The 11977-nt window shown below is 54.5% G+C and carries 12 protein-coding genes; 9 read left to right on the forward strand and 3 right to left on the reverse strand.

The window, feature by feature from the left end; all coding sequences use genetic code 11:
• Positions 1-42: 42 nt before the first annotated feature.
• The gene (purN, locus tag TH19_RS10125; protein ID WP_114102241.1) at positions 43-717 is read right to left on the reverse strand and encodes a phosphoribosylglycinamide formyltransferase; all 675 of its coding nucleotides are present in this window, start codon (positions 715-717) and stop codon (positions 43-45) included.
• Positions 705-1778 carry a phosphoribosylformylglycinamidine cyclo-ligase gene (gene purM / locus TH19_RS10130; protein ID WP_114102242.1) on the reverse strand — a complete coding sequence of 358 codons (1074 nt, stop codon included), beginning with the start codon at positions 1776-1778 and terminating at the stop codon, positions 705-707. The genes purN and purM overlap by 13 nt, the downstream gene beginning before the upstream one ends.
• Positions 1779-2142: 364 nt before the next feature.
• On the opposite strand from purM, the gene TH19_RS10135 reads away from it, so the two are divergent.
• From TH19_RS10135 to rnd, 7 genes are all read left to right on the forward strand, one after another.
• Positions 2143-3267, forward strand: coding sequence for a DUF2066 domain-containing protein (locus tag TH19_RS10135; RefSeq protein ID WP_258547904.1), 1125 nt, complete (start codon positions 2143-2145; stop codon positions 3265-3267).
• A gap of 81 nt (positions 3268-3348) precedes the next feature.
• A complete protein-coding gene (locus TH19_RS10140) occupies positions 3349-4446 on the forward strand; it encodes an AI-2E family transporter (RefSeq protein WP_114102244.1) in 1098 nt (365 codons plus the stop codon).
• 52 nt (positions 4447-4498) lie between these two features.
• Positions 4499-5239 carry an HdaA/DnaA family protein gene (locus tag TH19_RS10145; RefSeq protein ID WP_258547905.1) on the forward strand — a complete coding sequence of 247 codons (741 nt, stop codon included), beginning with the start codon at positions 4499-4501 and terminating at the stop codon, positions 5237-5239.
• Between the two features lie 83 nt (positions 5240-5322).
• Complete coding sequence (locus tag TH19_RS10150) at positions 5323-5823, forward strand: ATP-dependent zinc protease family protein (RefSeq protein ID WP_114102246.1); 501 nt, start codon at positions 5323-5325, stop codon at positions 5821-5823.
• A gap of 136 nt (positions 5824-5959) precedes the next feature.
• Positions 5960-6865, forward strand: coding sequence for a 30S ribosomal protein S6--L-glutamate ligase (gene rimK, locus TH19_RS10155; RefSeq protein WP_114102247.1), 906 nt, complete (start codon positions 5960-5962; stop codon positions 6863-6865).
• A gap of 4 nt (positions 6866-6869) precedes the next feature.
• Complete coding sequence (locus TH19_RS10160; RefSeq protein ID WP_181846386.1) at positions 6870-7958, forward strand: succinylglutamate desuccinylase/aspartoacylase family protein; 1089 nt, start codon at positions 6870-6872, stop codon at positions 7956-7958.
• A gap of 102 nt (positions 7959-8060) precedes the next feature.
• Positions 8061-9224 (forward strand): ribonuclease D, encoded by a 1164-nt coding sequence (rnd, locus tag TH19_RS10165; RefSeq protein WP_114102248.1) that lies wholly within the window; start codon positions 8061-8063, stop codon positions 9222-9224.
• A 69-nt stretch (positions 9225-9293) separates the two neighbouring features.
• On the opposite strand, the gene TH19_RS10170 is transcribed toward rnd, so the two are convergent.
• Positions 9294-9872: a TetR/AcrR family transcriptional regulator gene (locus TH19_RS10170; RefSeq protein ID WP_114102249.1), complete on the reverse strand. Its 579-nt coding sequence runs from the start codon at positions 9870-9872 to the stop codon at positions 9294-9296.
• 179 nt (positions 9873-10051) lie between these two features.
• On the opposite strand from TH19_RS10170, the gene TH19_RS10175 reads away from it, so the two are divergent.
• Positions 10052-10600, forward strand: a complete 549-nt coding sequence (locus TH19_RS10175; RefSeq protein ID WP_114102250.1) for a carboxymuconolactone decarboxylase family protein — start codon at positions 10052-10054, stop codon at positions 10598-10600.
• Between the two features lie 92 nt (positions 10601-10692).
• A complete protein-coding gene (locus tag TH19_RS10180; protein WP_114102474.1) occupies positions 10693-11157 on the forward strand; it encodes a nuclear transport factor 2 family protein in 465 nt (154 codons plus the stop codon).
• Positions 11158-11977: the final 820 nt, after the last annotated feature.

Consider the following 11977-nt stretch of genomic DNA (forward strand, 5'->3'; position numbering starts at 1 on the left):
TCCGCCCTTGATCAGTGTGCGCACTTTGCGCCAAAGGTTCTTTCAAGCCGGTTCAATCGCCGGATTGATTTCTGCAAACTCGGCCGGGTTGGCATCCGCCACAGTGACAATGCCCTTGGCATCGACCGAAACGCGGCTTTCTGCAATCCAGCGAATTACTTGCGGATAGATGCGGTGTTCCTGTTTCAGGATACGCTGGGCCAGTGTGCCGGCGTCATCACCGGGAAGAACCGGAACGACGGCCTGGGCAATGATCGGGCCGCTATCGACTTCGGGGACCACGTAATGCACGGTGCAACCGGCAAACTTGACCCCGGCATCAAGGGCTGCCTGATGCACATGCAGGCCCTTGAAGCTTGGCAGAAGCGACGGGTGGATATTGATCAGCTTGTCTTTCCAGCGGGTGACAAAGCTTTCACTGACCAGTCGCAGGTAACCTGCAAGCACGACAAGGTCCGCACCGCTTTCTTCGATCAGGGCGCTGACGGCTGTGTCATAGGCCTCGCGCCCACCGGGATACCCCTTGTGCGAGATCGCCTCGGTACGGATACCGGCCTTGCGTCCGCGTTCCAACCCGCCGGCATCAAGCTGGTTTGAAAAAACCAGAACGATTTCGGCGGGGTAGTCGGAGGCGTTGCAGGCATCAATGATGGCTTGCAAATTGGACCCGCCGCCTGAAACCAGAACGGCGAGTTTAAGCTTGCTTACTTTTCCCATGCGGGGCCCATGTTCTTGATGATGACCTGCGGGCCATCACCGGCACGCGGGCCGATCACACCGATCTGGCTGACGGTTTCACCATGTTCGCGCAGGATGGCTTCGGCCCCCATGGCCTTGTCGGCCGGGACCACGACGCACATGCCAATGCCGCAGTTAAAGGTGCGCGCCATTTCGACAGACGGAATACCGCCTTCTTTGGCCAGCCATTTAAAGATCGGCAGGAATTCCCAGGTGCTGGCATCAAATACAGCGGTCAGGTTTTCCGGAAGAACACGCGGAACGTTTTCAGTCAGACCGCCACCGGTAATGTGGGCAAGGGCCTTGACCAGACCGGCCTTGTGCGCAGCCAGGCAGCTTTTGACATAAATCTTGGTCGGTTCAAGCAGGGCTTCACCAACGGTTTTGCCCGGTGCGAACGGGGCTTCGTCTGCGTAACCAAGGCCTGCCTTGTCGACAACCTTGCGGACCAGCGAATAACCGTTGGAATGAACACCGCTTGATGCCAGGCCAAGGATAACGTCGCCTTCGGCAACGTTGCTGCCATCAAGAAGTTCACCACGTTCCGCAGCACCGACAGCAAAACCGGCAAGGTCATATTCGCCATCCGAATACATGCCCGGCATTTCGGCGGTTTCGCCACCGATCAGCGCGCAGCCAGCCTGCTTGCAGCCCTCGGCAATACCGGCAACGACGTCGGCGGCATTGTCGACCGACAGTTTGCCGGTTGCAAAGTAATCAAGGAACAGAAGCGGTTCTGCACCCTGAACAACAAGGTCGTTCACACTCATTGCGACAAGGTCGATACCAACCGTGTCATGCTTGTCGGCAAGGAAGGCAACTTTCAGCTTGGTGCCGACACCATCGGTGCAGGAGACCAGAACCGGATCGTTGTAACCGGCAGCTTTCAGATCGAAAAGGGCACCAAAACCGCCAAGCCCGCCCGAGACGCCGGAACGAGAGGTGGCTTTCGCCAGCGGTTTGATTCGGTCGACAAGGGCATTGCCGGCATCGATATCGACACCGGAGTCCTTATAGGTAAGGCCTTTGGAGGCGGTCATTTTGGTGATCCTTGGCTTCGCGCGTGCATGAAAGTAAGGGCGGTATAACCCGCGTTTTTCATCAGTACGTACCGACTTTCGGGCGACGTTCACTGGGCATTTGCGGGCCGGGTCGCAGCACGGATGCTGCTGTTTGACCAATCCGCCTTACTGACGCCTTTAATCAGATATAGGAGCTTTTCCCAATCCTACTGATAAAAAACGCGGGCTTGATAATTTCCGCTGGGCCGAAAATACTCAAACGCGGACAATATGCAATGATCACCTGCGCATGACAGAGTTTTCTTTCCAGAATGCGTGCAACGTGCCACAAAGGCCACTGCATAAGAATTCGACAAGACACGATTAGGGCAACGAGGCATACGTGCTTACTTCATTGAAAAACATCAAGATGTTGGCTGGCGCCGTTACCGTATCTGCGCTGATGGCTTTTCCGGCTTTCGCACAGGACATTTTTACCGTCACGGGCGTTCACGTTGATGAAAGTGCGGAAACAGCCGCAGCCGCGCGCGAAAAGGCGCTTGAAATCGGCCAGCGCGCCGCATTTGAAGAAGTCATCGCGCGTCTGACCCTGCCCGAAGATCGTGCCGGATTGCAAATTCCGGCAATGTCGGAAATCACTAATATGGTGCGTGATTTCGGTCTGTCGAATGAAAAGGCATCATCGGTTCGCTACATCGCGGACATGACGGTGCGTTTCAAGGATGATGAATTGCGCCGCTTCCTGCGATTCCGCGATATTTCCTTTGCTGAATTGCAATCCAAGCCGGTGATGATTGTGCCGGTATATCGCACATCGGGCTATGTCAGCCTGTGGGATGATCCCAATCCGTGGCGCGAAGTATGGTCGCGCAATATTGCGACGTCCGGTCTTGTTCCGATCAAGGCCCCGATTGGCGATTTGACCGATATCGGTACTGTTTCGGCCGAGCAGGCGGAAAATGGTGCGATGGATCGCCTGTCTGAACTCGCGAAGCGCTATGGGGCGGATGTTGCCGTGGTTGCCAGTGCTGATGTTGCAGGCCCGACCGGCGGGGAAAGTGTCAATGTGACCGTAACCCGCTATGACCCGAATAGTGGTCCGCAGATTTTCGGTGTTCAGGAAAATACCCTTCCGAATGAAACACTGAATGAAACGCTGGTCCGTGCGGCAAAGTCGGTTCAGGACCAGCTTTCCGACAGCTGGAAACGCGCAAACCTGATCAATTACAGCACGGGCGGCAGCCTGATGGTGTTTGTGCCGATCACCGGCCTTCAGGATTGGGCAAAGATCGAAGACAAGCTGATCGGGCTTCCGGTTGTGCGGAATTCCCGTGTGGTTGCGATGTCGCGCCGTGAAGTTCAGTTGTCGCTGGAATTTGTTGGCTCTACCAACCAGCTCGAAACCGCCCTTAATCAGCAGAATTTGACGCTGAGCCGCATGGGCGAACTTTGGTTCATCCAGCCGACCGGCTCGGACCGTTTGCAGGGCTTGTCGATCGGCGGATAGGTATCTGGCCGGGGCGATCATGAAATGGCGGGCAGGGTGTCCTGCCAACATGATTGCAAAAGGCATTGAGGGGAACCGGACATGACGTTACGGCAACAGGCACGTTTCTGGCTTGTATTCCTTGTCGGATTCTTTTTTCTGGTCTGGCTGTTTTCAGGCATCCTTTTGCCGTTCGTCGCGGGGATGGCAATTGCCTATTTCCTTGATCCGCTGGCCGACAAACTTGAAGCCCGCGGGGCCAGTCGTACCTTTGCGACAAGCATCATCACCGCTTTGTTCTTCTTTGTTTTTATTCTGGTGATTTTGCTGATCGTGCCGATGATCGGCAGCCAGTTGGCCGGTTTCCTTGAACGGTTGCCCGGCTATGTTGATGCGTTGCGCACCAATGTCGCCCCCTATCTTCAGCATATCCTTGACCGGGTAGCGCCCGAAACCCTGCAAAGTGTGTCCGATGCGGTCAAAGGCCAAAGTGCCAATGCCCTTAAGTGGGTTGGCAATGTTTTGACCAATGTGCTTTCGGGCGGGTTGGCGCTTTTGAACTTCCTGAGTTTGCTGTTCATCACGCCGGTTGTGTCATTCTATCTGCTGCGTGACTGGGACAAGATCGTTGCCAAGGTCGACAGTTACCTGCCGCGCCGGTCGGCATCAGACATCCGCCAATGTGCAAGCGAGATTGATGAAACCCTTGCCGGATTTGTCCGCGGGCAGGCAACGGTTTGTGTGTTGCTTGGCCTGTTTTACGGGCTGGGACTGACACTTGCGGGGCTTGAATTTGGATTTGTGATCGGGTTGATGACAGGTCTTGTTTCCTTTGTGCCCTATTTCGGGATGATCGCGGGCTTTGCGGTTGGTATGGGCGTTGCGATTGCCCAGTTCGGCTTTGGCCTTGATCTGGGACTTGTGGCACTGGTGTTCGGGATCGGCCAGATTTTGGAAGGCAACTTCCTGACCCCGAAACTTGTCGGGGACAAGGTTGGCTTGCATGCGGTCTGGGTGATGTTTGCTTTGCTGGCTGGTGGTGCGGTGTTCGGATTGCTTGGTGTGATGCTTGCCGTTCCGGTGGCCGCTGTCATAGGCGTACTTGTGCGTTACGGTTTAAGGCAGTATCTCAGTAGTCGTTTATATAATCACGGGCCAGACCACCCAAACGGTGATGCGCTCGAAGACGGCGAGAATTGAGACCACAGTGACCCGGGCAAGTAAAAATCCGGCCAGTGACGCGGACAAAACAGTGGCAGATTTGCCGGACGACCAGAAGGCCAGTGTGGCCGAAGTCGCCCCGCAGCAATTGCCGCTGGCACTTGAAATGCGTCCGGCACTTGGCCGGGATGATTTCATGGTTGCCCAATGTAATCGCGAAGCTGTGGCCTGGATTGATCTTTGGCCGAACTGGCCGGTGCCGGCCTTGTGCCTTTATGGGCCCAAGGGATGCGGCAAAAGCCATCTGGCCGAGGTGTGGCGCGCACGGTCCGCTGCCCTGAGTGTTCCGGCAACCGATCTTGCCGGGTGTGATCCCGATGCGTTGCTGGGCGATGCGCAGGGGCTTGTGATCGAGGATGCGGATAGTGCCCTTGATGAAACCGCCTGCTTCCATCTTTACAACATGCTTAAGGAGCGGGGCGGGCATTTGTTGATGACCTCGACATTGCCGCCATCGCGCTGGAAAGTGGCTTTGCCCGATCTGAAATCACGGTTGGGGGCGTCCCTTGTGTGCGAGATTTCCCCACCGGATGATGATCTGATGGTCGGATTGTTGTTGAAACTGTTTGCGGATCGCCAAATTCAGGCCGGGCCGCAAACCATCAGCTATATCCTGCCGCGGATCGAGCGATCCTTTGTTGCACTGACCGATCTGGTGGCGGCGATTGATCGTCGCGCACTGGCCGAAAAGCGCGCGGTGACCTTGCCGCTGGTACGCAGTGTGATGGAAGACATGCAGATTGCCGGAAAGCACGGCGACCCCGCGGACTAAATTTCGCGTTTACGCAAAAATCATAGGCTGATCAGCCTTTTGCAAGCTATATTCATTGCACGATCAATTAGCGGATAGTGCCTGTGAGCTTACAACGTCAAAAAGCAAAACCGTCTTTTAAAACCCAGATAGATGCCCTGATTGCAGACGGGCATGTTTTGGGATGGCGGGAATGGATTGGGCTTCCTGATCTTGACGTTCCCCTGATCAAGGCCAAGGTGGATACAGGGGCAAGAACATCGTCCCTTCATGCCTTGAACCCGAAAAAGGTCACCAAAGATGGTCGTGATTATGTCCAGTTCGTATTGCCGCATTATCGCGGGGACGGGCATGGGCGTATTACGTGCCTTGCGCCACTTGTTGAACTTCGCGAGATTCGCTCGTCAAACGGAAATGCCGAAGAACGGTTCATTGTGTCGACCCATATCGTCGTCGGGCATCACAAATTGAAAGTTGAGGTGTCGCTCGCCAACCGCTCAATCATGGGGTTTCCCATGCTTTTGGGGCGCACGGCGATGAAGGCAGGAAGATTTTTGGTGCAGCCATCAAAATCTTATCTTGCAGGGAAGCCCGAACAGAGTTAGATGCGCAGAAGAACGATCACGCAGTGGAACATATTTCCCGCAGGATCGTTTTTTCTTTCTGACAATTTTTCAAAGCCCCGCAAACGATCCTTTATCGTTCGCGCGCCTATTGATGCCGACCACGGGAGTTCATTTTATGAAAATCGCGATGCTTGCGCGTAACCCAAATCTTTACTCCCACAAACGGTTGGTCGAGGCAGCCGAGGCGCGTGGGCACGAGATTGATATCATCAGCACGCTGCGCGTTACGATGAACATCACATCGATGAAGCCGGAAATCTATTACGGCGGTAAAAAGCTTTTGGGCTATGAGGCGGTTATTCCGCGTATTGGTGTGTCGGTAACGTCATTTGGTCTGGCGGTATTGCGCCAGTTTGAAATGATGGGCGTTTATCCGCTGAATGAATCAGTGGCAATCGGCCGTTCGCGTGACAAGCTGCGTTCGTTGCAGATCCTTTCGCGCCGTGGTGTTGGCCTGCCGGTTACGGCCTTTGCCCATGATCCGAAAAAAACCGACGAGGTCTTGCAGATCGTTGGCGGTGCGCCAGTGGTGATCAAGCTTCTTGAAGGTACGCAAGGCATTGGTGTGGTTCTGGGTGAAACCGAAAAATCGGCCAAATCCGTGATCGAAGCATTCCGTGGTGCCAGCGTCGACATCATGGTTCAGGAATTCATCAAGGAAGCGGGCAATACCGATATCCGTTGCTTTGTCATCGGTGGCAAGGTGGTTGCCAGCATGGAGCGCAAAGGTGCCGAGGGCGATTTCCGTTCGAACATCCATCGCGGTGGCTCGGCGCGTTCTGTGCGCATTACCCCGCAGGAACGTTCAACAGCAGTTGAAGCCGCCAAGGCAATGGGGCTAAATGTTTGTGGCGTCGATATTTTGCGTTCGAACCACGGGCCAGTGGTGATGGAAGTCAACTCGTCACCGGGCCTTGAAGGCATCGAAGGCGCAACCGGCAAGGACATTGCCGGCATGATTATCGAGTTCCTTGAGAAAGATTACCGTCCGGGCAAGGTTCGGACCAAAGGCAAAGGATAACGGCATGAGCGAAACCGGTTCGACCAAGGGAAAAAACAAAACTCCCAAGACCCCCAAGACACCAGATTTTGAGATTGGCGGGAAAAAGGTTGCACCGGGGACGCGCAAAATTGTCGATATCCCGATTTCGCTTCTGTCGAACCACACACCGGTTAATTTGACAGTTAACGTTATCAATGGCAAACGCCCCGGTCCTGTTCTGTTTGTCAGCGGGGCGGTCCATGGTGACGAGATTGTCGGTGTTGAGGTCATTCGCCGCGTGTTGAAATCACCGGCCCTTCGCGGGATGCGCGGCACATTGCTTGCGGTGCCGCTGGTCAACGCATTCGGGTTTTTGAACCACACACGCTATTTGCCCGACCGCCGCGATTTGAACCGCTGCTTCCCGGGGAATGCCCGCGGGTCGCTTGCCGCACAGCTTGCCCATCTTTTCCTGCATGAAATTGTTGAACGGTCCGATTTCGGGATTGATCTTCATTCGGCGGCGGTTAACCGCGTTAACTTGCCGCAGATCAGGGTCAATGAAGATGATCCGAAAATCATGGAATACGCCGAGGCCTTTGGCGCGCCAATTATCCTGACCAGCCCGCTGCGTGAAGGATCCCTGCGCCAGGCCGCGCGTGAAATTGGGGTGCCGATCCTGCTTTACGAAGCAGGCGAGGGGCTTCGTTTCGATGAAATGTCGATCCGGGCCGGGGTTTCTGGTGTGCTGCGTGTGATGCGCAAGCTGGGCATGACGTCGGAAAGAACTGTACGTGCGCCACGTGTTCCGTCTTTCAAATCGTCAAACAGTCACTGGCTGCGTGCGCCGGTTGGCGGTATTTTGCGGACCTTCAAAATGGCGGGCGAATTCGTTCATGCCGGTGATGTGGTTGCCGCAGTGGCGGATCCATTCGGGCAGATGGACGAAGAAGTGGTTGCACGCGAGGATGGCTTGATCATCGGGCGGACCAATCTGCCGATTGTCAATCAGGGCGACGCACTGTTTCATGTGGCGTCGATCAAGCGGCCGTCCGAGGTTCAGGAACGTATGGATGCCATCGAAACGCATCTGCAATCTGATCCGCTTCTGGACGAGGACGAGATTATCTAGCCGCTATCGGAATTTGGATCAGCTGGTGTCTGACCATATTGAAGATCAGCCCTGCATCGAAGCTACTGGCGGATTGTGCCGCGCAATGATATAGCAATCGACATGGAACCTATTACAACTACAGAAGAACTGCGGAGCTTGTGTGAAAGCCTGCGCAAGTTCGAATATGTCACTGTCGATACCGAATTCATGCGGGATTCGACCTATTGGCCGCAACTGTGCCTGGTGCAGCTTGCGAGCCCGGAAAATTCGGACAACGGTGCGGCGGTCGACCCGCTTGCCGAAGGCATTGACCTGTCTCCGCTGTTTGAACTGATGCAGGACGAAAGCGTGATCAAGGTTTTTCACGCTGCCCGTCAGGATATCGAGATTTTTGTTCATCTGTCTGGCAAGGTCCCCCATCCGGTATTCGATACCCAGGTGGCGGCGATGGTGCTGGGATATGGTGATCAGGTTGGCTATGAAACGCTGGTCAACAAGGTTGCGCGTAAAAGCATTGATAAGTCGATGCGCTTTACCGATTGGTCGCGCCGCCCGCTTTCAAGCAAACAGATTACCTATGCACTTTCCGATGTCACCCATTTGCGGGTGATCTATGAAGATTTCCATGATCGGCTGGAAGCCAATGGCCGTGCTGCATGGCTTTTCGAGGAAATGGAACGTCTGACCGATCCGTCGATTTATTCGATTGATCCGGCCGAAGCATGGCAGCGCCTTAAGACCCGGTCCAACAGCCCGAAATTCCTGGCGGTTGCCCGTGCGCTTGGCGAATGGCGTGAAACCGAAGCCCAGCGGAAGAACCTGCCGCGAAACCGCATTCTGCGCGATGATACGCTTCTCGATATCGCTGCCCGGCAGCCAATGACCGAGGCGGATCTTGATAAAACGCGTGGTGTGGGCCGCAATTTCGGAAGTTCCAAGCCGGGGCTCGCCATCATCGAAGCCATCAAGGCAGCCCTTGAATCGCCGCAAGACCAGTGGCCGAAACCCAAGCAGCGCATTGAGCTGCCAGCTGGAATCGGCCCGACGGTTGAATTGCTTAAGGTGTTGCTGAAACTTTGCGCCGAAGAAAAAGGTGTCGCACAGCGTTTGGTGGCATCGGGCGATGATTTGCAGAATATCGCAGCCGATGACAATGCTGATGTTCCGGCCATGCATGGCTGGCGTCGCGACCTGTTTGGTCAATATGCCTTGCGCCTGAAACACGGGCAGCTTGGTCTGAAGCTTCAGAATGGTGAAGTGGTGCTGGTTGATCTGAACCAGTAACAACACGTTCAATCTGAATGCAAAACAAAACGGGGCCCATCAGGCCCCGTTTTGTTTTGGTCGTCCCGATCAGGCGGGCAGGGCCGCATCCAGCAGGCCCTTGGCGATATCCTTTGCGGTTTGTGCGGCTTCGGGCAGGCCGCGGACCTGTGCAGTGACAATCGCCCCTTCTTTCAGCAATGCCAGTTGCTCTGCCAGTGATACCGGATCGCTTGCGCCTGCGGCCTTGCACAGGCCTGCAATATGATCAAGCACGGATTGTTTGTGTTCTGCCGCAATCCGGTGGGCGGGGTGATCAAGCTGCGCAAACTCGCTTGAGGCATTGATAAATGCGCAGCCCGCAAAGCCGAGTCCCTTGAACGCACGTCCCCGGAACCAGTCTTCGAGCGCGTCAAACATCGCAAGAAGCTGTTCGCGCGGCTGATCGGATGCCTTGGCCATTTCGCCAGTAAGCCATTCGCGGAATTGTTCATCCCGGCGTAGCAAGGCCGCAAGGATCAATTCATCCTTGGATTTGAAATGCTTATACATCGTCATTTTGGCGACGCCGGACTCGGCCAGAATTTTGTCGATCCCGGTGGCATTAAAGCCCTGTGTGTAGAAAAGGCGCAGGGCCGTATCGACAAGATCGTCACGTCGTGATCGCACGTTAGTTCTCCAGTAGTCAGACCGTTCTGTATTTTTTGTGCCGTAAAACACGCAGAAAATCAACGGTTTCAGAATTTCAGAATGATCGTTTTAAAAATATGTTTGACAAATAGACAGACCGGTCTGTATTCATAATGACACATGAGCTACAAACATTCACGCATTAAGGAGAAACTCCTATGTCACGCATTACACTTCCTGCTTCGATTGATGCCGCACCAGCCAATGCCCAGCCGCTGCTTGAAGCTGTCAAAAAACAGCTGGGTTCTGTTCCGAACCTTTTCCGTCTGACCGCAAACAGCCCGGCGGCCCTTGAAGGTTACCTTGGTTTGAATGGTGCGCTATCCAAGGGGGCACTGGATGCCCAGACCCGTGAACGTATCGCCCTTGCGGTTGCCCAGTTGAACGGCTGTGATTATTGCCTGTCGGCGCATACCTATCTTGGCAAGAACCTGGCCAAGCTTGACGATGCGGAAATTGCCGCGAACCGCAATGGCACCTCGACCGATCAGAAGGCAAATGCAGCTGTACGGTTTGCTGTTGCGCTTGTTCACAAGCGCGGACAAGTCGGTCAGGACGAAATCGCGGCGGTCAAGGCGGCTGGTTACAGCGAAGCCGAACTGGTCGAAATCGTTGCGCATGTCGCGCTCAATACCCTGACCAATTACCTCAACGAGGCATTTGATACCCCGATTGACTTCCCGGTGGTTAGCGCAGCTGCTGCGTAACGATCCGGTCTCCCCGGTCGACGGTCCCCCTCCGCAAATCTGCCCGCGTCGACCGGGGTCTTTTTCCTGATGACAGTTCAAGGATGAAAACCATGTCACGTCCACCACTTCCGCCCTTTGATCTTGAAACCGCAACGCAGAAGGTCCGCATGGCCGAAGACGGCTGGAACGGGCAAGACCCGAACAAAGTCGCATTGGCCTATACCGAAGACAGCCGTTGGCGCAATCGTACCGAGATCTTTGAAGGACGTGAAAACATCGTCGCCTTCCTGACCCGCAAGTGGGAGAAGGAGCGGGAATATCGCTTGATCAAGGAACTTTGGGCATTCAGGGAAAATCGCATTGCGGTGCGCTTTGCCTATGAATATCGCGATGACAGCGGCAACTGGTTCCGTGCCTATGGCAACGAAAACTGGGAATTTGATGAGCATGGCCTGATGCGTCATCGCGTCGCGTCAATCAATGACAAGCCGATTACGGAACAAGAACGTCTGTTCCACTGGCCGCTTGGCCGCCGCCCTGATGATCATCCGGGATTGTCTGATTTGGGGCTTTGATGGTCCCCCTGTGATACCGCCATGTTTTGGATGCCTTGTGAACAAGGGAAACACGGTGGTTGCGTTTTTCTCTGGCGGGTAAGGGGCACGTCCCCGGTGTTTCCTTACCTGTCCCTCGCAAAGGACCCTGAACATGATCGCCAAATATATCGTCTTTTCGATCACATCAACCGCCGTGCTTTTCGTGTCCTCCCTGTTGGCGTTTGCGCCGTAAAAACTGTTCCCATGCCTCCCTGAAGACTTGCCGGACTCCTGTTGGGGCCCGTTTTTTTTTAGGGTTCAAGGAAACGTACAAGTTCGGTCGGGAAGATAAACTTCGTTGCGACTGGAGGTTTAAAAGTGAATCGAAAACAGCATTGTTTGATGCGGTTTATATATTTTGTGCATGAACGGTATGGTAGCTGTTTGTGTCCAGGTGATCAACTAAGTAGATAATAAATTGTTGTTTTTAAAGGTAATGCTGACACATTCTGACATTTTCCCTGGTGCAGTTGACTCGTGGTCACGTAGGTGTGAAGAGGCTTGCAACGGAAATTCTAAACGCGATGACAGTCTTGTGGGGAATGTGGGGAAATATGAAGTTGTTAAGGCCTTATCTAGCTTCGGTACTTGCGCTGAGTGCCGTAGGATTTTTTGTAAACTCTGAACCGGTAAATGCAGCGACAGTACAAACTTGCTCTACGCTGTCTTTGTCCGACCTCAATGTGCGTGCAGTCGGTGGTTCAGGGAACTTTCCGACCGGAACGGCATGGAACCGGTACGGATCGGGAATTGTGGATCTGGTTGCAGGGGACAAGATAACGTTTGTTGGTGAAAACAT

The sequence above is a fragment of the Thalassospira profundimaris genome, assembly GCF_003326675.1.
Classification (GTDB): Bacteria; Pseudomonadota; Alphaproteobacteria; order Rhodospirillales; family Thalassospiraceae; genus Thalassospira; species Thalassospira aquimaris.

What these genes read in the sequence shown, in the direction of transcription:
- purN (WP_114102241.1), bottom strand. Translation starts at nt 717, where the DNA reads ATGGGAAAAGTAAGCAAGCTTAAACTCGCCGTTCTGGTTTCAGGCGGC.
- purM (WP_114102242.1), bottom strand. Translation starts at nt 1,778, where the DNA reads ATGACCGCCTCCAAAGGCCTTACCTATAAGGACTCCGGTGTCGATATC.
- TH19_RS10140 (WP_114102244.1), top strand. Translation starts at nt 3,349, where the DNA reads ATGACGTTACGGCAACAGGCACGTTTCTGGCTTGTATTCCTTGTCGGA.
- rimK (WP_114102247.1), top strand. Translation starts at nt 5,960, where the DNA reads ATGAAAATCGCGATGCTTGCGCGTAACCCAAATCTTTACTCCCACAAA.
- TH19_RS10160 (WP_181846386.1), top strand. Translation starts at nt 6,870, where the DNA reads ATGAGCGAAACCGGTTCGACCAAGGGAAAAAACAAAACTCCCAAGACC.
- rnd (WP_114102248.1), top strand. Translation starts at nt 8,061, where the DNA reads ATGGAACCTATTACAACTACAGAAGAACTGCGGAGCTTGTGTGAAAGC.
- TH19_RS10175 (WP_114102250.1), top strand. Translation starts at nt 10,052, where the DNA reads ATGTCACGCATTACACTTCCTGCTTCGATTGATGCCGCACCAGCCAAT.
- TH19_RS10180 (WP_114102474.1), top strand. Translation starts at nt 10,693, where the DNA reads ATGTCACGTCCACCACTTCCGCCCTTTGATCTTGAAACCGCAACGCAG.